Raw genomic sequence first — 23,888 nt, 5'->3', positions numbered from 1 at the left:
GTCATGAAAAGAGGAATTTTTTGTCTGGCTTTACTGCTTGGCTTATTCATTATCTCCGGTTGTTGGAGCAAGTTCGAACTGACCGAACGGGGTTTCGTAATGGGTGTCGCTCTCGACCAAGGCGAGGACGGGAAGATTGAATTAACTACGCAAATTTACCGCCCTACCTCGACGCAGACGACGGTATCTTCCGTCACGACCAGCGCCTCCAGCATTAATATTAAGACCAGGGATGATTCGGTCATGGAAGCGATTCGCGACATTCCCATCCACTTGGGGAGGAAAGCGCAATGGAGCCATCTGCGTGTCATTATTGTGGGGGAGAAGCTGGCCCGGTCCAATAATCTAGGCCATCTTCTGGATCTATTCTATCGGGACCATGAGCCAAGAAGCAGTGTATCCCTCATGATCTCGAAGGGAGCTGCAGGCAGGCTGTTTGAGAAAAAACCGTTAATCGAGCAGACTACCGCGCAGCAGTTTTTAAGAGCGAAAGAATCCTCCTACATCACCTCGGCCAAAACGGTAGATTATAATCTGCTTGATTTGGTGATTCAACTGCGAAGCGCTAACGGAAATGCCATTGTTCCCTTTGTGTATGAGGACAAAAAATTGAAGGACATCTTTTCAGCGGCAGGGCTTGCCCTCTTAAAAGACGGGAAAATGAAGGTCGTCCTTCCTTCTACCAAGGTGGAGGGGCTGCTTATGCTTCGCAATGCTTACCAATCCGGTGTCATTGAGATCAAATGTCCCGGAAAGAACAGAGAATATGAAACGGCGGAGGTTATCTCGCTTAACGTAAAAACGAAGCCTCGGATGCAAGGGGATCAAATATCAATTAATATCTCGCTGGTTGGAGATGTCGCGATCGGAGAGCTTAAATGCAGCAACATAAACAGCGCCAAAGCTGAAATGGCATTCATCAAGAAAGTGGAGGATCAACTGTCGGAGCAGATTAATAGCACGATGAAATTCCTTCAATCGAATAAGCTGGAAGTAATCGGAATCGCGGATACGATCTATCGAAAGAATCCTCGGAAATGGGAGCAATTGAAAAAGAATTGGGATACGCAATTCGCTGAGCTTCCGTTTACTATTCAGGTGAGAATGAGACTTGTCACAAGCGGAACGATATCCAGTAAACCGGCGGGGTTTGGCGGTTAGGCGGAGAAGGGTGAGTAAGCATGATGGAGCGAATCCTAGTCATAGTTGTAGCTTTTGGCGGTATGCTGCTGTATGACTTGCTGACTTTGAAAAAAATCAGCAAGGGCGAGAAAGGCATATATGCCATTGCTTGCTTCCTTTGCTTATACATGAGTATGGATTTCGTTGTAAATAAGGATTGGCCCGATTTTTTCGATTTGATAGTACCTATTTTTGATGATATTTCCAAAGCGATAGAAGATTACTTAAATGTGAATGTATAACAGCGGATAAGGGAGGAGAAAAGCATCGACAAGCACACGGTAAGCGCATATCAGATGGGCGTGCTGTTTTTCGTTTTTATGACCGGCTCCTCCATTATCAATATACCGGGTCCGCTGATTAGCAAGGCAAATAACGGAGCTTGGCTCTCGCTGCTCCTATCCGGGGGTTTAGGTTTTCTTATTTTAGCCTGTATCTTATTCTTGCATCGGCGATATCCAACGATGACTTTTGTGGAATATAGCCGGCATTTAATGGGAACACCGCTTACGATCCTCTTTTCCGTTTTTACGATATCCTTTCTATTTCAAATGCAATCGGCCATCGTAACCGACGTCGGCCTGTTTATGGTCAGCTCTATGTTAAGAGAAACGCCAATGTATGCTTTTACTTTCCTCATATTCGCCATTTCGGCTGTAACGGTGCGCGCGGGACTCGAGGTTATAGCGAGAATGTTTACTTTGACGATGATTTTGACAGCCCTAAGTATCCTTGCTGTACTGATCATTGCTATCCCGGATTATAATCTTTCTTTTTTGCTCCCGATCATGCCGAAAGGAATCAAGCCCGTGCTGCATGGAGCATTTTTCACCTTCGGGTTTCCCTATGTGGAGGTATTCTTGTTCGCCATGCTGCTGCCGTTTGTGAACGAAGGGCCGACCGGAAGGCTGTCGAAGACGATGCTGTTTGTGCTGGGTATGAATATATTTGTGCTTTGTTTGTCTACCATTTGCGCAATCATGATTTTTGGCAGCTTCGCCGGCGAGAAGCCGTACGTGCTTTTTTCGCTCGCTCGGATCGTCGAATTCCAGGAGATCATACAGCGGATAGAGTCGATTATCGGGATGTCTCTGATTTTGGGCTCATTCATGAAAACGACCATTACGCTATATGTGCTTAATTTATATTTGAGTCAGTTGTTTCGGTTTCAAAATAGTCAGGCCTTAGTTATGCCGTTAGCGTTAATCGGTTTCTTCATGGGACTGGTGAACATTGATGGGGCGACGGAGTGGGGACGCATCGTCACGACGATCCATCCCGTATGGACGTTTGCGGCGTTTGTGGTTCCCCTGCTGCTGCTCACGGTTATCGCTTTATTCAAAAAAAAAAGCAGCTAGCAGCAGGGGGGAGCGGCGGCCTCCATTAAGGCCTGGCCAGAGGAAAGCTGCCGATGGTCTCATACATGGGCGATGCATGCATGTGAGTGCGCATAAGTACGAAATGGTCTGCCTCCCATTCGCGCAGTGGGGGAGCGGGAGGCAGCGCATCCATATCGCCTCCGCCGGCAAAGCCTCTGGCAAGAGTGATATGGGGCTTGTAAGGACGATCCTCCGGTTCAAAGCCCGCTTTGCGGGTTTCCGCAATAATGCGGTTGTATAGTGCGGATAAGCCATCGAGCTCTCCGGTTACTGCGCCCCATAGCACGCGGGGAGCTTTGGGCTGGCCGAAGATACCTATTCCATTCGAAGCAAGCGACAGCGGCATTGATCGGACTTCTTTTAAAGACGACTGCAGCTCTTCATGCTGGGCAGCAGTCGTCTCGCCCAGAAATTGCAGCGTGATGTGATAATCATGGGGATGTGTCCATTTTCGGAAAGGAAGCCGGTCTTTATGGGCAAGCGTCCAGCTTTCCAGCTCCTCGGCCACTGGCCGAGGAACGGGTATGGCGACGAATAAGCGCATCGTATTTTCTTTTTTTGCAGGGTCCTTCACAGGCAGAGCCTCCGTTCTTTTTTCACAGATTCACAGACAATATAGCTTTAGCACAATGCAGAAACTTATGCGATCCGCTGCGAATACTTAAGTGAACCATAGGTCACGGAACCGAACCCAGCCCAGCGATTCCAGGGAAATTCCCCGAACGGAAGGGTGGAAAGCGGTTTTTAGATGCTTGCGGTAAAGGAAGATCAGGCTGTTCTTCTCTTTGAGCCGCTCTTCAATATCTTTGAATATGGCTGCCCGAAGCGTGCGGTCGGGCTCGCTCAAGATCGATTGGATGCCGCGCTCCAGCATGTCATGAATTTCTGGCTGCGCATGCTGCTGCATGCTTTTGTATAGGTCGATAAGCCGAAGCTCGCGGTGCTCATCCAGCATAATGGCGAAGAGCAGCAGATCGGCGGACATGCGTGCGGCCCCTTTGAATTGCTCGGCAGGGATGAGGCTGATTTGCAGCGAAATGCCGGATTTCCCGCATACCTGCCGGATCATCTCGGCGTCGGCTGCATACTGCGGAATCGTAGCCAGCACAAGGGTTTCGCCTTGATAACCGGAGCTTGCAAGGCCGTGCTTGATTGCGGTCCAATCCGGCTCGGCTGCTTCCTGCGGCCCATTGTCCAAATCCGGCCAAAAGCTGTTTACGCCTTCAATTACATCCCCTGACAGCAGCTTCAGAAGCTCGGTCCGTTCGATGGCGAAATCAATCGCCGACCGTATGGACGGATTCCCCAGCAGCCCCTCCTTTAGCTCATTTACCGTTATGAACTTGCAGGTCATGCCTGATTGCCGGACCTGCTGCCACCGTTCGGCTGCCATATCGGAGAGTCTCGCATTATGCATAACCTGGAAGGATTGCTGCTCTGCTTGATTTTCTTGCGATGCCTCCTCCGCAAGCGTCCATACCTCGACCCGGTCCAGGAAAGCCCTCCCCTGAAAATAAGCGGTAAAAGCCTCCAGAATCCAAACGCCCTGCTCATTGCCGGCGAATCGAAACGGACCGGTGCCTATCGGCTTCGCGCCAAAATGCTCGCCTGCCGCAGCGCATGCATCTTGCGGAACGATGGAGGCGCGATTCGTCGTCAAAAAGGCGAGGAACGCTTCGTTAGGCTCGAATAATTGTATGCGAATCGTGGTGTCATCGGGGGTATCCATCGAGATGATATCGCAGTACACCCAGCTGTACAGCCCTTGCGGCGCGAGCCGCTTGAGCCGTTCCAGCGAATATTTGACGTCGGAGGAATCCAGCTCCCGTCCGTGATGGAAGAGAACGCCTTTGCGCAAATAAAACGTCCAGCGCGTACGTGATTCATCGACCTCCCATGCATGCGCAAGCTGCGGCAAAATTTGCTCGCCCTTCGGATCAATGCGGACGAGCCCGTCGAATATCTGATTGACGAGATGGGACTCCCCCGTATAATGGATCGCTGCCGGATCAAGCGAGTAGATCGTCTGCGGGAGCGGAAACCGTAATATATCGGTGCGCCGCTTCCCCTGAACCTCGGAATGAAAGCCGAATTGACCCGAGAGCCAGTCCTGGAATTGATCGCGGAGCTGCGGGGATTCTTCGACCTGCTGAATCAGCTCGAGCGCCGAATGCAGATCCTGCTTTTGCATCAATTCCTGCGCTTCCTGCAGCGCGATCTGCTCCTTGCTTACGAGGAAGGAGAGCGCCGAGCGATTGCCGCGTCCTCGCTTTGGCTCCCAGACCAGCCATTCCTCCTGCTGCATTCGCTTTAGCAGCAGTACCATATTCCGATGTGTGCAATCCAGCAAATTTGCGAGCTCCTGGGTGGTGACTTCAAAGGGGGTATTCTCATGAATAGTCGGGTAAGAGCGCCTAAGCGCCAAGTAATGCCGACGTATTTTCATACAAAAGACTCCTTTTTTGAAAATATGAAATTTTCCAATTATAACTTACACTTTTTGTTCTTGTTTTCTAGGTTACAATAAAAGGAGGAAATTAACAAATTAAGTTTGAAAATGGAGTGTGTATCATGAGAGATCCGGCGCCATGGCAAAAAAGGTATGAAAAAATGCTCATCCTTGCCCTTTTGTTCGGTCTGGTCAGCCAGTATTTGTTCGTTGGCGCGTCTGCCGGCATTTCGGTTATGGTGTTTGTCCTTGGGTTTTACGGCTTGTTCTTCTATTCCATAAAAGGGAGGATGGGAGGCTTTGAGAAATGGCAGGGGCAGGCGAGCTCGGGCTGGCTGCTGTTCATTCCTATTTTTCTGCTTACGCTGACCTATGCGATTTATAATAACCAGTTGTTTCGGCAGCTTAATTTATTTGCGTTGTTTGCTCTAATCGTTTCCCAAACGGTGCTCATGACGAGCAGCAGCGTAAAGCCCTGGTACAGGGGTGTATTCTATACGGAGCTGTTATTTTTAGCCTTGATCAAGCCTTTTGCGTTTATAGGCGTGCCGTTCAGTCTGCTAAACGAGCGCTGGAAAGGAAAAGAGAAAGGAGAACGCGGCACGAGAAGCAAGCTTGGCAAAATATCGCTGGGGCTGGTGCTCTCGGCGCCAATCCTCATTGTCGTCGTCGCTTTGCTGGCATCTGCGGATGAGATTTTTCTATCGTGGCTGCTTGAAATCCCAATTGTGATGGGGCGGTTCTCCTTAGGAAACGGGCTTTGGCGGATCATCGTGGCACTGTTTTTCGCTTTTTATGCTTTTTGCTACATATGGGGCCTGCTATTCAATAAAGCTGTCCCTTCGGCCAATAAGGCTGCCGAGGTTTCGGCGCCAGGCACGGTTCAGTCTTTCGGACGAATCGAGTTTGATCCGATTACGGCAGGGACGCTGCTGATCAGCATTAATTTGGTTTACGTCCTGTTTGTCGCCATTCAGTTTTCGTATTTATTCGGAGCGGCGAACGGACTGCTCCCGGACGGCGCTGCATACGCCGAATATGCGCGCAGAGGCTTTGCGGAATTAATTATGGTTGCGCTAATCAACGTGGTATTGCTCATGTGCGGGCTCCATCTGATTCGGCGAACCAGCGCAGCGGCGGAGCGGATTCGCAAGCTGTCGCTTACGGTGCTGATTGGCTGTACGATCATCATGCTTGTATCGGCTTACAGCAGGCTATCGTTATATGAAGAAGCCTACGGATACACGCAAACGAGGCTGCTGGTGCACGGATTCATGCTGTATCTAGGCGTTTTGCTCGTTATTGCGATGATTCGGATATGGAAAGAGCGTTTCTCGATGGGCAAGGCATATATCTGCGTTTCCATCATTGCTTTCGTCCTTATCAACTACGTCAACCTGGATGCCCGGATTGCCGCAAACAACGGCGAACGGTACGAGCGAACCCAGAAGATCGATGTCGCTTATCTCGGCACGTTATCGACGGACGCGATGCCGGCGCTGCGCAAGCTGCAGGCGGACCATCCGAAGCTTGCGGGACTGCAGGAAGTAATAGAGCAGCTGCAGGAAAAGGCGCATCGGCATGCGAAATGGCAGTCCTGGAATTTATCGAGGCAGAGAGCACTTGGCTCATTTGACCCGCCGCACGAATCGGATTATAGTCGAGGATAGCTGGCATTCCATCCCTATTCCTATGCCGGAGGCAGTCGTTGCTGCCGTTCCTCGTTTAGTATAAGAAGCAGAACGGGCTGCTAAATGACCAACAGTAAGGAGCTATGAATTCATGCGTATGTCCAAAAAACGGTGGCTTATCCTTTTGCCGATTCTTATTTTAGCCGTTATTGCCTTTCTCTACTATGAGAACAACGCTATCGGCATTACGAGATATAAGTTGAGCTCAGCTAAGCTTCCGGAAGGATTCGATTCCTACCGCATCGTTCAATTGACGGATCTGCACAGCAAAGCCTTCGGGAAGGAGCAGGGCAGCATTACGCGCAAGGTCAAGAAGCTGAAGCCCGATCTGATCGTCATGACCGGCGATTTGGTTGACAGCAGAAAATACAATGCCGAGACCAGCCTCATGCTCATGCGCAAAATGACTGAGCTTGCGCCTGTGTATTACGTTACGGGAAATCATGAATGGGGCTCCAGGTTCCCGGCATTAGCGAAGGGGCTGAGGGAGCTTGGCGTCCATGTGATGCGCAATGCTAACGAGATCGTAAAGGTGGGAGACGGGGAAATCCGCATCGTAGGCGTAGATGATCCGACCTTTAACCATGAAGCGGACGGCGATGTGGAAAGAATCAATGAACATATTGCGGCAGCTCTTGACGGGGTTGACCGCTCCGAGGAGCGTTATACGATTTTATTGTCCCATCGCCCAGAGCTGTTTGCGGAATACGTGAAAAATAATTTCGATTTGACCTTCTCCGGCCATGCCCACGGCGGACAGGTTCGCCTGCCGTTCCTCGGGGGATTGGTAGCGCCGGGCCAAGGCTTCCTGCCGAAGTATGACGGAGGCCAATATACAGAGGGCGATGCGACGATGATTGTTAGCCGCGGACTCGGCAACAGTATCATTCCGCAGCGGTTATTTAATCGGCCGGAGGTCGTCCTGGTCGAGCTTTCGGCTGGAGAGCAGAACTAAGGCCTCCTACAAGGTTTGACCGCTGTCCACCGTAATCATTTGGCCGGTCATCGCTTCTTGCTCCAATGCGGTACAGATCAAGCTGGCTATATCTTCTGGCGTTGAAATATGCTTGAGAAGCATTTGAGGGGCGAGCTTTTTCATTTGTTCTTCCCTGCCGGCCCACCACCTGGTCGCTACGGCGCCGGGGACAACGCAGTTGACTCTGATTTCCGGCGCTAAAGCGCGTGCCAGCGATTTCGTTAAACCGTGAACGGCCGCTTTGGATACGGCGTAGGGCAGCGAGGAGCCGAGTCCCGTTTGCCCGGCGATGCTGCCTAGATTGACAATTGCGCCTTGTTGATTCTTTCTCATATAAGGAGCAACCGCGCGCGCGCAGAAAAACATTCCCTTAACGTTCACTTGATAAAGCTCATCCCACACCTCCTCGGTTGCACCCTCTAAATCGTCAAAGGGGATATGCCGAGTAATGCCGGCATTATTGACGAGCAAATCGACAGCTCCGAAATGGCGCACGACTTGCTCCGCCATGTCTCTCACTTCCATATCCTTTGCGACATCCGCTTGAATGGCGACGGCGCGTCCGCCGCCATTAGTAATGAGTCGCACGGTTTCTTCCGCATCGTCTCTGGAGCGCGAATAGTTCACGGCGACGCTGACCCCGCGCGCGGCGAGCGCCAGGCTGGCAGCCCGTCCGATTCCCGTGCCTCCACCTGTTACGAGCGCGGTTTTGTATTTTAGATCCATGCCGTTCATCTCCATATGTTTGACCTTATAGCCTTCATTGTAATTGGCAGGTACTCATTTGTATAATTGAATAAAATGAATGATTAATTCAAAAAAAATGAACGGGTCATAAGGAGTGCAGCATGGATTTCAAAGCCTTAAAAACGTTTCAGATGATCGTAAAGCACGGCAGCTTCATACGCGCGGCAGAAGATATGAACTATGTGCAATCCACCGTTACGATGCAAATTCAAAAGCTGGAATCGGGGCTGGGGGTACAACTGCTTGAGCGAGGCAAAAAGGTGGAATTGACGGAAGCAGGCAGGCTGTTTTACGAGCAGAGCCTGCAAATTGTCAGAAATATGGAGCAGCTGCAAACGAACTTGTCTGATTTCCGATTGGGCGAGGTTGGCCATGTTCGCCTAGGGGTGACCGAGCCGACGGCCAGCTTCCGGTTACCGAAAATCTTAGCGCGATTTTTAGCTCAATTTCCGAAAATTAAAGTTTCGGTGGAATTGGCAGGCACGCCGGCATTAAGCGAAAGGCTGCTCTCAGGGGAATTGGACATCGCGCTTTGCGCCTTGCCGGACCGCGGTCCCGAGCTTTATTTTGAACCTTTGTTCAAAGAAACGTTTGCGGTCTTTATGCCGGAGAGCCACCCGCTTGCCCGTAAAACAGTCTTAACGCCGGATGATTTTGCAGGCCATCGGCTGCTCATAACGTCCGAAACCTGTCCTTACCGGCGTAAACTGGAGATGGTTCTGCGTGAATCGGGGAACGTCTCGCTGGATACGATGGAAATTGGAAGCATGACCGCGTTAAAACATTTTGTTGAAGCCGGTCTCGGAATTGCTCTGCTGCCGCGAATCGTTCTGGAGCCCGTTCCCGCAGGAATGACTTTTCGGGATATAAGCGGCAGCCTGATTGATATGACGTTCGGCATCCTCTCCAAGCCGTCTGAATACCCGCTCAAACGGGCGAGCACCAAGCTGTATCCGTTTTTGAAGCAGGAGCTGCTCGAGGATGCGGAAAGCACGGCTTTTATTAAGCAATAGATTGGTTTTAACTTGTCCGATGTGTTAAGATTTAGTCCTATATCGAAAGAGGACGTGAGTGACCGTGATCAATATTACAATTCCGGAACCGGATGTAACCATTACCAAGCAGCGCAACCCTCAGCTAAGCCATATTTATGGTTTTACTGATTTTATTCTGATTTCCAGAGATAAGGGCGGCTTCTTTATGTTTTACAATGACAAGGACGAATTGCTCTTTGTCGGCAAAGCGAGAAAGCTGAGACCGAGAATCAAGAAGCATTTTGAGGACAGCGTTTCGGTCATGAAAAACCACCGGGATGAGGTTGCCAAAATTGAGATTTACCTCAATGAGGATCCTGTCGAACGGGAAATTTATGAAACCTATATCCTGAATAAATTCAAAGCAAAGTACAATGTAGAAAAGGTTTTATACAAATAACGCACAGCGGCATGACAGAAACATTCGTTCATCGGTGAGAGGGCCCAAGGTCAAATTTCCGATGAACGAATGTTTTTTGTTTTTTTGCAGGTGTCTACCCAAAGCTCAAGCAGTTGCAGGCGCAATAGTTAAAGATAAAATCGTGGATATGAGAAAATGCGAAACAGGATGTGATTAAAATCGAACATGTATATGGAGATTATTTCATTAGCGACAATAAAGAGCTTTTAAAGCTGGATACGATATGCGCTTTTCTTTCCCGCAGCTATTGGGCCAATCAAAGATCCGTGGAGACCATAGTTAAGTCCATTAAACATTCGAATACTTATGGCGTTTATCATGGGGAAAAACAGATTGGCTATGCCCGTGTCGTTACGGATTGGGCAACGGTATATTACTTATGCGATGTTTTTATAGATGAGGAATATAGAGGCACAGGCGTCGGGAAGAAGTTAATCCAATTAATAACCGAAGAATATGAAGGGATTTTTGGCTTGCTCGGCACGCTGGATGCTCACGGCTTCTATGAACAATACGGTTTTAAGCATAATGCGGAACGATTTATGGTGAGAAGGCCGAGTTAAAATTGGCGATTTTTTTTAAAAAAGCAGCTGCCTTGTTTCAAATGGTTAAAAACGTGGTAATAGACTGTAAGTCTATTAGATCCAAAATGCAGATGGCGCAAATAGGATGCCCGGGACAAGTTTTCTTCGGAAACTTGTCCTCTGTTTGCGTCGGCGCAGTGAAGGCTTTCCCAAGCTTTTGTTGTGCCAATCGCAAGTGGTTTAAGTTATGATTGAAGCAGTAACAGAAATAATATGCTATTGACGGATGAGGGGCCAGCAATGAAAATCAGAACAAAGTTTATGATCGGCTATACCATCTTGATGTCGGTGATGCTCCTACTTGCCTCGGCAGGCATGAAAAATTTATCATCGCAATCGGAACAGCTTGAGAGTCTTCAGCATGAAAGATATGAGAAAATGCTGAAGTCCTATGAGGTGAGAGGTAAAATCAATCAAATAGCCGAAGGCATTTCAAGCGTGCTGATCCTGCCTACACAGGAAAATCTGGACCGCAACATGCCGATGATGAAGGAAGCGGGACAAACGGCAGCGGCGGCCTTTGAAGAATTGAAGGCGAAGTCCCAATCGGAAGTCGAAGACCAGGTGCTGAACCGGGTGACGACGACGGGCGAAAAGTACGTGGCTTACGCGGCCAAAGCCATTGAGCTGATCAAGCAAGGCAAGCCAGAGGAAGCAAGGGCTCTTCGGCAAGAGGAAGGGCTCGCCTATCAGAAGGAGATGCTGACCAGCGCCAACCAAATGGCAGATTTCCACCGGAAAGCCATGGACCGTATGCTTAATCAATCCGTGGCCGATAATCGCGCTACAATGATGATTATGAACATCGTTACGGCAATAGGACTGTTGATCGGAATCGGGGCCATGGTGTGGAATATGAGAAGCCTGGGGGATGGCTTGCAAAGCATTTCGGTGATGATAAAGGGGTTTGAGCAAGGGACCGTAGATGCTTCTACCCGCATTCAGAATATCCGGAGCGACGAGTTTGGCGACTTGGCGAAGGTTTTTAACGGATTAGCGGAAGGGATAGAGGAAAAGGCCGAGCGTGAGCTTATTTATAATACACGGATGGCGGAGGATAGCTGGGTTAAGTCTAACCTTGCCGACACGATGAAGGAAATTCAGAGCGTCAGCAACCTTCCAGACTTAAGCCGCAACTTTATCCAAGGCATAACGCCGCTAGTCTGCGCCCAGTTTGGCGCTCTTTATGTCCGGGAGGGGCTTGGTGAAAAAAATCTCTTGAAACTGCAAGGTGCTTTTGCATTCGGGGAAGAAGCAGATTTTGACAAGCTGTTTGTGTTTGGCCAAGGTCTGGTAGGCGAATGCGCGCAGAGCGGAGAGGCCTTTGTATTGAACGATATACCGGAAAATTATATTAAGATGCAGGCCGGTCTCGGCGATATCGTACCGAATCAGCTGCTGCTCATGCCCGTTAAGTATCAAAATCAGCTGCTTGCCGTAATTGAACTGGCTTCCATACGGCCGTTCACCGAGCTCGAGCGCAGATTGTTGGATGCGACGGCGGACAGCCTCGGCATTGTGTTAAACAATCTGTTAGGCCGGATGAAGGTGGAAGAGCTGCTTAGGGAATCCCAAGCTCTTGGAGAAGAGCTGCAGGTGCAGTCCGAGGAGCTGCTTTCGCAGCAAAAAGAGCTGAGGCAGTACAACGTGAAGCTGGAGGAACAAACGCGGCAGCTGAAAAAATCCGAGGAGCTGCTGCAAAGCCAGCAGGAGGAGCTGGAGCAGAGTAACGAAGAACTTCTGCACAATTCCCACATGCTTGAGCTGCAGATCAAGCAGACTGAGCTGAAGAACGAGCAGATCGAGCGGACAAAAGTTGCGCTTGAGAAACAGGCCGTGCAGCTCGCGCTTTCCTCCAAATACAAATCGGAATTTTTAACTAACATGTCGCATGAGCTGCGTACGCCGCTCAACAGCTTGTTGATTCTATCCCAAATGCTGCACGACAACAAGGAAGGCAATTTGACCAGCAAGCAGATTGAATTTGCGGGCACCATCTACACGTCAGGCAGCGATCTTCTGAAGCTGATCGATGAGATTCTTGATCTGTCCAAAATAAGCGCAGGCAAAATGAATGTTGTGACGGAGAATGTATCGCTCGCGGAATTGGAGCTGTACTGCCGCCGCAGCTTCGTCCCGGTCAGCATGCAGAAAGACGTGGTTTTCGAGACGAGCCTTGAGGAGGGGCTGCCGGAAGAAATCTTTACCGACAGCCATCGTTTGAAGCAAATACTCAAAAATTTATTGTCCAATGCCTTCAAATTCACCCGGCAGGGTTCGGTTACGCTATCGATTCGCAATGCGGATTTGGATGAATTCGAAGGGACGGATATAATCGGAAAATATATTGCTTTCGAAGTTAAGGACACCGGGATTGGCATTCCGGCGGACAAGCAGCAGCTTGTATTCGAAGCCTTTCAGCAGGTGGACGGCACAACCAGCCGCGTTTACGGCGGCACCGGCTTAGGGCTTGCCATCAGCCGCGAGCTGGCAGCGCTTCTAGGCGGGGCCATCAAGTTAACCAGCACGGAAGGCAGCGGAAGCAGTTTTACGCTCTATCTTCCGGAGTTCCATGTAAACGGCGAGCAGTCCTCGCACGAGCTGCATGACAGTATTCTAAGCAGGGCTTTTCAGGAGGCAGCCATCTCTGAGGAGATGCTGGTTAAGACGGAAGAAAATCGGGCGGCCGCCGAAAAGCTGCTTTCCGTCATAGAAGACGATTCGCAAAGCATCGGGCCCGAGGACCGGGTCGTTTTGATTATCGAAGACGATGTCAGCTTCGCAAAGGTGCTGCTGGATATCGCAAGGTCGCGAGGATTCAAAGGCATCGTGGCGCAGCAAGGCGATAAAGGCTTATCTTATGCCCGCACTTACCATCCCGATGCGATTCTGTTAGATATTCAATTGCCGGTTATTGACGGGTGGTCCGTTCTGAACCAGCTGAAGGAAGATTCGGAGACCCGGCATATTCCGGTTCATGTCATTTCCATAGTTGACGATATTCTGCACGGCTTATCCATGGGTGCCGTGACCTACTTGAAGAAGCCGATGGATAAGGATGGGCTGGACAAGGTATTTACGCATATTGAATCATTTCTGGAACATAATCTGAAGCGTTTGCTGATCGTTGAGAATGATGCGCTGCAGCGTGACAGCATCATTGAGCTGATTGGCCATGACGATATTTTAATAACGGCGGTGTCTACCGGCCGCGAGGCATTAGAACAGCTTCAGGAGCATCATTTCGACTGCATGGTGCTGGACTTGGGACTGCCGGATATGTCCGGCTTCGCTTTGCTGGACGAGATCCGCAAAGATGAGAATAATCGGGAATTGCCTATCATTATTTATTCCGGCAAAAAACTGGATGTGAAGGAACAGCAGCGCCTGAGCAAATACGCAGGCACGAATATCATTAAGGACGTGAAGTCGCCGGAGCGCTTATTGGATGAGACGACGCTGTTCCTGCATCGCGTCGAAGCTAATTTGCCGGAAGAGAAACGGGATATGCTGCGTAAGCTGCACAGCGTTGAGACGATTTTCGAAGGCAAAAACATCCTGATCGTCGACGACGATATCCGCAACGTGTTCGCCCTCTCCAGCTTGCTCGAGAGCTTCAAGATGAACATTGCTTTTGCCGAGAACGGGAAGGAAGCGCTGGAGCAGCTCCAGAAAAATCCGCAAACGGATTTAATCTTAATGGATATCATGATGCCTGAAATGGACGGCTACGAAACGATGCGTGAGATTCGCATGAGGCCTGAATACGACAAGCTGCCGATCATAGCGGTGACCGCCAAAGCGATGAAGGATGACCGGGACAAATGCGTCGAAGCCGGTGCCTCGGACTATATCGCAAAGCCTGTCAATACCGAGCAGTTACTATCTTTAATGAGAGTGTGGTTGTATAAATAGGATGGAAAACAATCAAGAGGATGAACGGGAACGGATCGAGATCGAACTGCTGCTTGAGGCGGTGTTCCGTTTTTATGGCTATGATTTTCGCAATTACTCCTATTCGTCGATACGCCGGCGTATTTGGCACCGCATCCACTCGGAGAGGCTGACCACCGTCTCGGGATTGATGGAGTGCATCCTGCATAACCGCGAATACATGGACCGGCTGCTTGCGGATATGACTATCCACGTGACGGAGATGTTTAGGGATCCGGAGGTGTTTAAGTCCTTTCGCGAGAATGTAGTGCCTTTTCTCCGGACTTTGCCCTTAATCCGTATCTGGCATGCTGGATGCTCTACAGGGGAAGAGGTATATTCGATGGCCATTCTCCTGCAAGAGGAGGGCTTGTATGAGAAAACGCGGATCTACGCGACGGATACCAGTGCCGACGTGTTGAAGATTGCCAGAGAGGGCGTATACCCCATCGGCAAAATGAAGCAGTACACCCGAAATTACCTGGAGTCGGGCGGCCAGGCCTCCTTTTCGCAGTATTACACGGCCAAATACGATTCCGTTGTCTTTCAAACCGAGTTAAAGCGGAACATTGTTTTTGCGCAGCACAATCTGGTTACGGACAGCTCTTTCAACGAGTTTAACGTGATTCTATGCCGGAATGTCATGATCTACTTCAACAAACAGCTGCAGCATCATGTACATGGCCTGCTGTACGACAGCTTGAGTAGGTTTGGCGTGCTTGCGCTCGGCACCAAAGAGTCGATTAATTTTACCCGGCATGCCGACGCATACGAGGAGCTGGACAATCCGAACCGGCTGTACCGCAAGGTGAGATAAAGGGAAAGACAGGTGATGAAGATGGAGGTCCAGGTCAACATCTTGTTAGTTGATGATAATCCGGACAATTTATTGGCTCTGGAAGCGGTATTAGATAACGAAAGTTATCGCTTAGTCAAATGTTTGTCCGGTGAGGAAGCGCTGCGGAGCCTGCTTAAGAACGAGTATGCGGTCATTGTCTTAGATGTTCAAATGCCGGGAATGGACGGCTTCGAAACCGCGCGTTTGATAAAGTCCCGAGAGAAGACCAAAGAGATTCCCATTATTTTTATATCCGCGACCCGAAGCGAATCCGAGCATTTTTATGCGGGCTATTCCGCTGGCGCGATTGATTATATGATTAAACCGTTTATTCCGCAAATTCTCCGAACCAAAATCGAAGGCTTCGTCAGCATGTATTTAAGCAATAGGAAGCTGCAGCTGCAGACGGAGCTGCTTCATCAGAAAACCAGGGAATTGGAGAAGATGAACAAGGAGCTTTTACGCACTGCCTATAAACTGAACAAGACGGAAGCGCAGGCCAGAATCGTAAGGGAGACCTCGATGGATACGATGGTCACCTTTGATCAGAACGGGATGATTCTTATGGCAAATCCTGCGCTTGAGAAGATGTTCGGATACCTGGAGGAAGAGGTTGCCGGAGAACATATGTCCATGCTTCTTCCTTCTTTTCTGGAAATCGACTACACCCGCGAAGCCAGTGATCCGGACACGGGGATGCTCGGAAAGCTGATCGAACTCCAGCCCAGGCGCAAAGACGGATACTGCTTTGATGCCGAAATTCAAATCGGCACCGCTATGGTCGAAGATGAGCCTATTTATGCCTGTACGATTAGCGATATTACGCAGCGCAAGCAATATGAGAAAGAGATCGTTGCGGCTAAGGAAGCTGCGGAGATCGCGTCCCGTGCCAAGTCGGAGTTTCTAGCCGTGGTTAGTCATGAAATCCGTACTCCGTTGACCGGAGTGATGGGTATGACCTCGCTGCTGATGGATACGGAGCTGACAGAGGAGCAGAGGGGCTACGCTGACATTATTATGAAAAGCGGCGACACCTTATTGTCGGTCATCAACGACATCCTTGATTATTCCAAAATCGAATCCGGCAAGATGGAGCTTGAGGAAGTGCCTTTTCAAATAGCGGCTTGCGTTGACGAGACATTCGACTTGTTCACGGCAAAATCGAAACAAAGGAATTTGCAGATGAATTATTATGTGGACCCGCTGCTGCCGGAGTATATAGAAGGTGACATAACGAAGCTGCGTCAGGTGCTTATCAATTTGGTAGGCAATGCGGTGAAGTTCACCAAGGAGGGAAGCATTGATGTCGATGTAACGCTGGCAGCCGACTTAGGCTCCTCGCTTATGCTGGGCATTTCCGTAAAAGACACGGGGGTTGGGATCTCAAGGGAAAACCTTCCTTTGCTCTTCCTTCCATTCTCGCAATTGGATTCCTCGATGACCCGCAGATACGGAGGTACAGGCCTTGGCCTCGCCATTTGCAAAAACCTGGTCCAGATGATGGGCGGTACCATTAGCGTGGACACGGATGAGGACAAGGGGGCTACCTTTATGTTCACGGTTCGCGTAAAACCCCATTACTTAATCACCGAGCAAGAGGCTCCCGTCCTGGAGGCCGGAATGCATTCGGACGCCATCCATCATTCCCTTACGGGAGCGCTGGAAGAAACGGAAAACATGAGAGTAAACCCGATGCGTATTCTGATCGCGGAGGATAATGAAATCAATCAGACGCTGTCGCTGCGGATGCTGGAGAAGCTGGGATACCAGGCTGATTTGGCCCCGGACGGCAGTCAGGCGCTGCATATGGCTAAGGAGAACCGTTATGATTTGATCCTAATGGATATTCAGATGCCGGTAATGGACGGATTGGAAGCAACACGCAGGATATTGGGCGAGCTGCCTGCCGGTGAAAAGCCGATTGTCGTTGCAATGACGGCAAATGTGCTGTCGGGGGAGCGGGAGAGATGCTTGGAGGTCGGCATGAAGGATCTCATAAGCAAGCCGATTAGTTTTCAAATACTGAAAGAAATGATCGAACGGTACAGTGCCGGATCAACCGCTCCTCATAAACAGCAGGTCCATTAACATAAATAAAGCCGCAGCCTGATTCCAAAGTGGAAGGCTGCGGCTTTATTTGGCTCTCTTCGTCTACCATTGGATTCCGCTCAATTCGGAGTATACGAATCTTCATGAGTAAAATTCTAAAATAAGAGAGTATAGGGACGGGTACAATTTATCGGCCATCGCTCCGCCTCGCGCCTTGGGACCTGCGGCTTACGGCTTACGGCTCATTTTTGGCGATTTACACGAAATTATTGCGCCGAAAACATTTTCATAGATTTCAGATACTAATATGGAAATGTGTTGAACAACTTTTTCGGGAGGTATTCATTTGAGCAGCGGCAATGAACAGAAGGGCATGAATCGGAAGGAATTTTTGAGAATAGGCGGCTTGAGCGCGTTGGCACTAACGGCTGGGGCGGCAGGCGTTCCCGGAAATCTATTTTCCGGAACGGCTTTCGCGAAAGAGAATGAAAAACCGAATGCTAAGCCGAATGGGGAAGCCAAGCTTCATTTCAATTCGGACGGCACGTTCAAAATCGTCCAGTTCAACGATACGCAGGACGATGAGGATATCGACCCGCGCACGGTGCAGCTTATGGAACGGGTGCTGGATGAGGAGAAACCGGGATTTGTCGTTTTAAACGGGGATAACATAACCGGCGGAACCGACACGCCGGCCGAAGTGAAGAAGGCGATTAATAATATAGCGATGCCAATGGAAGAACGCGGAATCCCTTGGGCGATTACCTTCGGCAACCATGATGAGGATTCCACGCCAAACAGCGGCATCAATGAAGAAGCAATGCTGCAAATTTATCGCTCTTATAAATACAACAAAAACGAGAACGGCGAGAAAGGCATCACGGGTACAGGGAATATGAATCTGTTGATCGGCGGACACGACAGTAAAAAAACCGTATTTAACATGTGGCTGCTGGACAGCGGCAGGTACGCGCCGAAGGAAATCGCCGGTCAAGATTTTGAAGGCTATCCGACATGGGACTGGCTGAAAAATAATCAAGTCAACTGGTATTACGAAACGTCCGAGGCACTCGAGAAGCAGCACGGCCGAAAGATTCCGTCACTCATGTTCATCCATATCCCGCTCTGGGAATACCGGTTTATGTGGTTCGCCAGCGTGGATGGCAGAACGGAAGCCGATCATGCCCGAGCCGTAGTGAAGCATGGCATCGTTGGCGAGCGGAACGAGGAAGAGTGTCCGGGCCCGATTAACAGCGGCATGTTCTCCGCAATTCTCGAGCGCGGCGACGTCAAAGGCGTATTTTGCGGGCATGACCATGTAAATACGTATTCCGGCAATTATTACGGCGTCATGCTCGGTTACTGCGGAAGTACGGGGTTCGGCGCCTATGGGCTGGAAGGTGCAGAGCGGAACAGACTGCGCGGCGCCCGGGTGTATAATTTGCAAGCCGCGGGTAACGATGTCAAAGTCGACACTCATTTAGTATTCGCAAAAGATTACGGCATTGATTTAACGGCGAACTAATACGCCCGCCAAAATCAGCGGATGGCATGGCTCGATCGAGACGGTGATGGAGCAGCTTTTGATCATAAAGAAGAAGGCCCGCCGGAGCTCGGCGGGCTTTTTTCTTGTGCTGCGCCGTAAGCCATGAAGGTAAAAAAAGAATTATTTTGTTAAGCGGGTATATAAATATCGATCTGGCTGTCTTCGCTGTCCAGGGTATGAATATCGCTCCAATATTCAATATCGATCGGCCGTTCGCCATAGGTATGATTTATAAAATCGTAAGTTGCACCAATCTGTGATTCATGGCCTTTATGTATAATTTTGATGAAGCGGCCGGATGGTACCGTATGAGCGATCATGCCATAAGGGATTTTATCAATCGAGGTTACTTCGAAGGCGATCACATGTTGAAAGGGCACATCGGGTGTCCAGTGGCCGTCTTGCGGATAAATTTGAATTAAATAGATTCCGGTTCCTTTTGGATTTTCAATTTCGTCCATTCGCTGCTGCAAGCCTTCGCGCAGCGCTCCTACAATTTTCGATTCTAGCACATGGTTCAAACTTTCCGTTATTGAGAAACCAACCAGCTTGAGCTCTTCTCTTTCCATCGCATCGACTTGATGAGCAGCCATCCTTATCGTCCTCCTCATTATATGGAAAATATACCCACACATATAATAGCGAATATATGTTCGCTTGTAAAGATTGGATTTCTCGCGGCACGCATTTTGCAGCGCTGGATGCGCCGGGTCTATTGGCTCCCGAGCTGCAGGCTTTCTTCCGCCGCTTCCGATAAAAGCAGCAAAGAAGGTTTTAGTCCGCTGTACGCAGAAAGTAATGGGAATCAGAAAATAAACGCGTGATATTTCACATGGGAGGAACCTCAAATGAAGCTGGACCGTCTGCTCTCCATTACCATGACGTTACTGAACCAACCCCGCGTCAGTGCGACCGAGCTGGCGGAGCGCTTCGAGGTTTCTTTGCGCACCATTTACCGGGATATGGATTCGATCAACCAGGCAGGCATTCCGATTGTGTCCTTTCCCGGATCAGACGGAGGGTATGAGATTATGCCAGGCTACCGCATAGACAAACAAATCTTGTCCCTTGATGACTTTTCATCCATTATTTCAGCGCTGCGTGGAGCGCAATCGGCTACGGACAGCTGGGATATCCATGGGCTGCTGGAGAGAATAGGCGCTTTATTGCCTGCTTCATCCAGTTCGGTTAACGCGGGTAACGTGGATTTTGATTTCTCCCCGGTCCCCAATGACAAAGAAAAAATCGAACCGCTGCACAAAGCGATAAAGGAGCTTAGGCTGGTTCGCTTTGACTACCTGGACAACAAAGGACAGCAAACCGGACGGACAGTGGAGCCGATGGGGCTTTTTTTAAAGGGATATGTTTGGTACCTATACGGCTATTGCCTTACCCGGCAAGCTATCCGCGTTTTCAGGCTTTCCCGCATTCTTCAGTTGCGGAGCTTATCGGATTCATTCGTTAGGCGGCCTTATACCCTGCAGGATGTCGAGCAGCAATTCATGGGGCAGGCTACTTTCACCAAGGTGAGGGCGGTGCTGCGATTTCACCCGGAAGCGAAGACTAGGGTAAGAGATGAATTCGGTTTTGACAAAGTAATCGATAACCCGGATGGCACCATGTCGGTCATCACCCATTATTCCTCTACGGAGCGGGCTATTCGGAATATTTTAAGCTACAGCAGCTTAGTCACGGTTATAGAGCCTCCCGATTTAATTGAAGAGCTGACCCGGCATATTAAGAAGCTGGCGGAGCTCTACCGCATAAAATAACCGTCCCATTGGACAAAAAGAGACCCACAGCATTCGGTGCTGTGGGTCTTCATATATATATTACAAAAGGGGGTTGTTTTTATTATAGGCGGTTTTCATTAAAACGAGATGAAAATTAGATTTCATGTTTATTACAAATGATTGGAAATGCCTGTAAAATTCACATTCATATCATGGAGAGATACGGAATACACTTGTTAAAAGCAGAAAACTTGTCCGAACACGCTTATCAGAGAGGATGAAGGATGACGATATGAAAAACGCACAATCGGGTATTGCGATTTTAGGGATGGGCACGGCGGTGCCGCCTTATTTGGTAGACCAAGCCGATACGGCGCGCAGGCTGGTCGATGCGCTGAGCGAAAAGCCGGATTCCGCCCGATGGGGCAGAAGGATATTTAAGCAATGCGGCGTGCAAAGCCGCTATACCTGCGAGCCGAACCTGCTGGCGGAAGCCGCCGAATGCCGCTATCTGCCAAGCGCTTCGCCGGAGGCGGCCCCTTCGACGGCTGAGCGGATGGGCGTCTATAAGCGGGAATCCGTTCCGCTCGGCCTGCAAGCGGCAAGACAAGCTCTATCTGATGGCGATGTTGCGGCTGCTGACGTGACGCATCTCATAACGGTCAGCTGTACGGGGCAGTTTTTGCCCGGAATGGATGCGGCGTTGATCCGCGAATTGGGCTTGTCGACTGAGGTAACGCGCATACCGCTTAATTTCCTTGGCTGCGCCGCCGGTCTTAAAGCCATCGGCTTATCCCGCCAAATCGTGGCAGCCGACAGCGCTGCCCATGTATTAGTCGTTTGCGTCGAGCTGTGCACGCTGCATATCCAGCCTTCAGGCGACAGAGATTCGCTGTTTGCCGCCTCCTTCTTTGGTGACGGGGCATCTGCCTGTGTCGTTGGGGCGGCCAAGCCCTTTCACAAGCCTATTTTCACGCTCGGCCAGGAGCGGTCTGTCCTGCTTCCCGACTGCGCAGAAGAGATGGTATGGGAGGTAGGCAACCATGGCTTTGACCTCTATCTTTCCCCGAATATTCCGAAGCTGATCGGTGATTTCATTCCTGCCGAGGTAGAGCGGCTGTGCAGCGAGGAGGATTTGGAGCTATGGGCGATTCATCCGGGCGGGAAGGGGATTATTGATATTTTGCAAAATAAATTCGGGCTTACGGATGAGCAGACGGCGCACAGCCTTGGGGTGCTGCGCGACTACGGCAACGTATCCTCGGCTACGATTCTGTTCGTGCTGAACGCGATGAGGCTTCATCTTGAGGAGAGCGGCTCGGGACCGGCGAGCGGCATCGCTTTAGCCTTCGGTCCAGGCCTGACGGCGGAAATGATCAAGATCGCTTATGTTCCTGCCGTGCTTGAGAAAGAACGGGAGCCGGCTGCGGACGGGGCGTATGTCTAGAGGGCTGCGCAATAGGGCATCGGCTGCGGAATTAATGGATGATTTTTCGGCGGGGGGCTCAGAGCTTCGGGAAGCGCTGCGTCACCTTCGCCGGTTAAACCGGATTTTTGCGGCTTCTGCGCCGACGGTGCATGGCGTCAAGAAGTTATGGGTACAAGCGGGTAAGCCGAGGGTCTTATCGGTATTGGATATCGGTGCCGGCTCCGGCGACGTGAACAAGCGGCTGCTGAAGTGGGCGGATGAAGAGCGGATTACGCTGGCTATCCGGCTTGTGGATGTCACCGAGGAGGCTTGCGAGGAAGCGAGGCTTATTTTTCGGGATGAGCCTAGGGTGCAGGTTAAGCGGGGAGACCTGTTTGCCATGCCTGCTGAGAGTGCGGATATCGTGACGGGAACGCAATTTCTTCATCATTTTGATGATAGGGAGCTGCCGAATGCCGTCCGAAGCATGCTGAATGCCGCAAGGCTGGGCGTGGTCATTAATGACATTCATCGCCACTGGCTTGCGTGGGCGGCCGTGTGGCTGACGACGCGGCTGATTTCTTCCAATCGCTATATCCTAAACGACGGTCCGCTATCGGTGGCCAAAGGCTTTCGCGCGAAGGATTTGCAGAAACTCGGCTATGCGCTTGGAATTCCTGGCCTTTCCTACAGTTGGAGACCTTTGTTTCGTTATGCAGTCGTCATTAGCAAGGAATAGGCAAACAGAGCTGACGGAGTTGAGCGGAATGACAACGATTCATGATGCAGCCGTACTTGGCGCGGGCTTGGCGGGAAGCAGCATAGCGAAGTCGCTCGCGGATAAGGGCTGGGACACGCTGCTGCTTGACCGTCAGCATTTCCCCCGGCATAAGGTATGCGGGGAGTTTCTGTCTCCGGAGTCGCAAAGCACGCTGCAAGCACTGGGCATAAGCGACGCTATAACGGCATTGGAGCCGAGCAGCATAGAGCGGATACGGTTGATTTTTGAAAATGGCGCCGAGGTGGAAATACCGCTGCCCGGGAAAGCGTCGGGGCTAAGCCGCTTCGCCCTGGACTCCGCCATTCACCTTGCTGCCCAGCACGCGGGCGCGAGACTGGAGACGGGGACAACGGTTACGGCGGTCCGTCCCGCGAAGCACGGCTTTAGCATTGATATCAAGCAGAACGGACAGGCCGGCACGGTAGAAGCAAGGACCGTCATTGCTGCTTGGGGAGCGAGCAAGCGGGCGGGGCTGCCTGGCTTTCGGCAAGCAGATTCGGCCAAACCTTCGTATATAGGCTTGAAAACCCATTATCACGGCTTGGTTATGGAGCCGGTCATCGAGCTGTATTTTTTCCGGGGCGGTTATTTAGGGTTATGTCCGATCGAAGGAGGCCTTGTAAACGCGTCGGCATTGCTGCAGCGGGATGCTTTTGTCAATGCGGGCAAAACGATCCTAACGATTATTCAAGCCGCTGCGAGGCGGAACCCGAAGCTGCAGCGGAAGCTGGCGCATGCGCAGCCTGTATCAGGGTCACAGGCAGCTGTCTCGCCGGTCTACTTGAACCGCAAGCCGCTGGCATGGGATCAGCTTCCGCTGCTCGGCGATGCGGCTGCGATGATCCCGCCGCTTTGCGGCGACGGGATGTCGATGGCGCTGCGGTCGGCAGTCCTATGTGCGCCGCTTGCAGACAGCTGCTTGCGCGGGGATCTGTCGGTATCCGGATGGCAGCAGGCTTACACGAAGCTGATCCATCGGGAGTTTAAGGGCGCGCTGCGTTGGGGCAGCCTCCTGCAATGGCTGTTCAGTATGCCGAATGCCGAGAGCTGGATGCCGCAAGCAGCAAGGCTTGCTCCCGGCATAGCGGAGGCGCTTGTGCGCGCAACCAGATTAAAGCCATACCGGCCCTAATGAAC

20 protein-coding genes are annotated in these 23,888 nt (G+C 50.7%); 16 read left to right on the top strand and 4 right to left on the bottom strand.

Annotated elements, in window-relative coordinates:
- Positions 1 to 3: 3 nt before the first annotated feature.
- The 3 genes from ACN6MW_RS10105 to ACN6MW_RS10095 are packed head-to-tail and all read left to right on the top strand — an operon-like array spanning position 4 to position 2,540.
- Complete coding sequence (locus tag ACN6MW_RS10105; RefSeq protein ID WP_419875345.1) at positions 4 to 1,161, top strand: Ger(x)C family spore germination protein; 1,158 nt, start codon at positions 4 to 6, stop codon at positions 1,159 to 1,161.
- A 20-nt stretch (positions 1,162 to 1,181) separates the two neighbouring features.
- Positions 1,182 to 1,424 (top strand): hypothetical protein, encoded by a 243-nt coding sequence (locus ACN6MW_RS10100; RefSeq protein WP_419875344.1) that lies wholly within the window; start codon positions 1,182 to 1,184, stop codon positions 1,422 to 1,424.
- A gap of 54 nt (positions 1,425 to 1,478) precedes the next feature.
- A complete protein-coding gene (locus ACN6MW_RS10095; protein WP_419875343.1) occupies positions 1,479 to 2,540 on the top strand; it encodes a GerAB/ArcD/ProY family transporter in 1,062 nt (353 codons plus the stop codon).
- A 25-nt stretch (positions 2,541 to 2,565) separates the two neighbouring features.
- On the opposite strand, the gene thpR is transcribed toward ACN6MW_RS10095, so the two are convergent.
- Together thpR and ACN6MW_RS10085 are read right to left on the bottom strand one after the other, a co-directional pair.
- A complete protein-coding gene (thpR, locus tag ACN6MW_RS10090) occupies positions 2,566 to 3,135 on the bottom strand; it encodes an RNA 2',3'-cyclic phosphodiesterase (protein WP_419875342.1) in 570 nt (189 codons plus the stop codon).
- 87 nt (positions 3,136 to 3,222) lie between these two features.
- Positions 3,223 to 5,007 (bottom strand): ABC transporter substrate-binding protein, encoded by a 1,785-nt coding sequence (locus ACN6MW_RS10085; RefSeq protein WP_419875341.1) that lies wholly within the window; start codon positions 5,005 to 5,007, stop codon positions 3,223 to 3,225.
- A gap of 125 nt (positions 5,008 to 5,132) precedes the next feature.
- Here ACN6MW_RS10085 and ACN6MW_RS10080 point away from each other — a divergent pair, with 125 nt between their 5' ends.
- Together ACN6MW_RS10080 and ACN6MW_RS10075 are read left to right on the top strand one after the other, a co-directional pair.
- Positions 5,133 to 6,680, top strand: a complete 1,548-nt coding sequence (locus ACN6MW_RS10080; protein WP_419875340.1) for a DUF4153 domain-containing protein — start codon at positions 5,133 to 5,135, stop codon at positions 6,678 to 6,680.
- A gap of 112 nt (positions 6,681 to 6,792) precedes the next feature.
- A complete protein-coding gene (locus ACN6MW_RS10075; RefSeq protein ID WP_419875339.1) occupies positions 6,793 to 7,656 on the top strand; it encodes a metallophosphoesterase in 864 nt (287 codons plus the stop codon).
- Positions 7,657 to 7,662: 6 nt separating this feature from the next.
- On the opposite strand, the gene ACN6MW_RS10070 is transcribed toward ACN6MW_RS10075, so the two are convergent.
- Complete coding sequence (locus tag ACN6MW_RS10070) at positions 7,663 to 8,403, bottom strand: SDR family NAD(P)-dependent oxidoreductase (protein ID WP_419875338.1); 741 nt, start codon at positions 8,401 to 8,403, stop codon at positions 7,663 to 7,665.
- Positions 8,404 to 8,525: 122 nt separating this feature from the next.
- Here ACN6MW_RS10070 and ACN6MW_RS10065 point away from each other — a divergent pair, with 122 nt between their 5' ends.
- The 7 genes from ACN6MW_RS10065 (at position 8,526) to ACN6MW_RS10035 (ending at position 18,808) form a co-directional block, all read left to right on the top strand.
- On the top strand, positions 8,526 to 9,437 hold the full coding sequence (locus tag ACN6MW_RS10065; RefSeq protein WP_419875337.1) for a LysR family transcriptional regulator: 912 nt from the start codon (positions 8,526 to 8,528) through the stop codon (positions 9,435 to 9,437).
- A 64-nt stretch (positions 9,438 to 9,501) separates the two neighbouring features.
- Positions 9,502 to 9,858 (top strand): GIY-YIG nuclease family protein, encoded by a 357-nt coding sequence (locus ACN6MW_RS10060; protein ID WP_364154626.1) that lies wholly within the window; start codon positions 9,502 to 9,504, stop codon positions 9,856 to 9,858.
- A gap of 179 nt (positions 9,859 to 10,037) precedes the next feature.
- Positions 10,038 to 10,442 carry a GNAT family N-acetyltransferase gene (locus ACN6MW_RS10055; protein WP_419876317.1) on the top strand — a complete coding sequence of 135 codons (405 nt, stop codon included), beginning with the start codon at positions 10,038 to 10,040 and terminating at the stop codon, positions 10,440 to 10,442.
- Positions 10,443 to 10,703: 261 nt separating this feature from the next.
- Positions 10,704 to 14,378 carry a response regulator gene (locus ACN6MW_RS10050; RefSeq protein ID WP_419875336.1) on the top strand — a complete coding sequence of 1,225 codons (3,675 nt, stop codon included), beginning with the start codon at positions 10,704 to 10,706 and terminating at the stop codon, positions 14,376 to 14,378.
- A 1-nt stretch (position 14,379) separates the two neighbouring features.
- Positions 14,380 to 15,213 (top strand): CheR family methyltransferase, encoded by an 834-nt coding sequence (locus tag ACN6MW_RS10045; protein WP_419875335.1) that lies wholly within the window; start codon positions 14,380 to 14,382, stop codon positions 15,211 to 15,213.
- Positions 15,214 to 15,228: 15 nt separating this feature from the next.
- A complete protein-coding gene (locus ACN6MW_RS10040) occupies positions 15,229 to 17,322 on the top strand; it encodes a response regulator (RefSeq protein WP_419875334.1) in 2,094 nt (697 codons plus the stop codon).
- Positions 17,323 to 17,629: 307 nt separating this feature from the next.
- Entirely contained in the window at positions 17,630 to 18,808 is a 1,179-nt protein-coding gene (locus ACN6MW_RS10035; RefSeq protein ID WP_419875333.1) for a metallophosphoesterase family protein, read from the top strand.
- A gap of 149 nt (positions 18,809 to 18,957) precedes the next feature.
- On the opposite strand, the gene ACN6MW_RS10030 is transcribed toward ACN6MW_RS10035, so the two are convergent.
- Entirely contained in the window at positions 18,958 to 19,422 is a 465-nt protein-coding gene (locus tag ACN6MW_RS10030) for a GyrI-like domain-containing protein (RefSeq protein ID WP_419875332.1), read from the bottom strand.
- Between the two features lie 255 nt (positions 19,423 to 19,677).
- Between ACN6MW_RS10030 and ACN6MW_RS10025 the strand changes: the two genes are divergently transcribed.
- The 4 genes from ACN6MW_RS10025 (at position 19,678) to ACN6MW_RS10010 (ending at position 23,883) form a co-directional block, all read left to right on the top strand.
- Positions 19,678 to 20,601, top strand: coding sequence for a helix-turn-helix transcriptional regulator (locus ACN6MW_RS10025; protein ID WP_419875331.1), 924 nt, complete (start codon positions 19,678 to 19,680; stop codon positions 20,599 to 20,601).
- Positions 20,602 to 20,854: 253 nt separating this feature from the next.
- Positions 20,855 to 22,009, top strand: a complete 1,155-nt coding sequence (locus ACN6MW_RS10020) for a type III polyketide synthase (protein WP_419875330.1) — start codon at positions 20,855 to 20,857, stop codon at positions 22,007 to 22,009.
- A complete protein-coding gene (locus ACN6MW_RS10015; RefSeq protein WP_419875329.1) occupies positions 22,002 to 22,709 on the top strand; it encodes a methyltransferase domain-containing protein in 708 nt (235 codons plus the stop codon). Before ACN6MW_RS10020 ends, ACN6MW_RS10015 begins: the two co-directional genes overlap by 8 nt.
- 28 nt (positions 22,710 to 22,737) lie before the next feature.
- A complete protein-coding gene (locus ACN6MW_RS10010) occupies positions 22,738 to 23,883 on the top strand; it encodes an NAD(P)/FAD-dependent oxidoreductase (protein WP_419875328.1) in 1,146 nt (381 codons plus the stop codon).
- Positions 23,884 to 23,888: the final 5 nt, after the last annotated feature.

Source organism: Pristimantibacillus sp. PTI5, from assembly GCF_048572955.1.
GTDB lineage: Bacteria > Bacillota > Bacilli > Paenibacillales > Paenibacillaceae > Pristimantibacillus.
The sequence above is the reverse complement of the archived record's forward strand: the minus strand, read 5'-3'. Positions and strand labels throughout refer to the sequence as shown.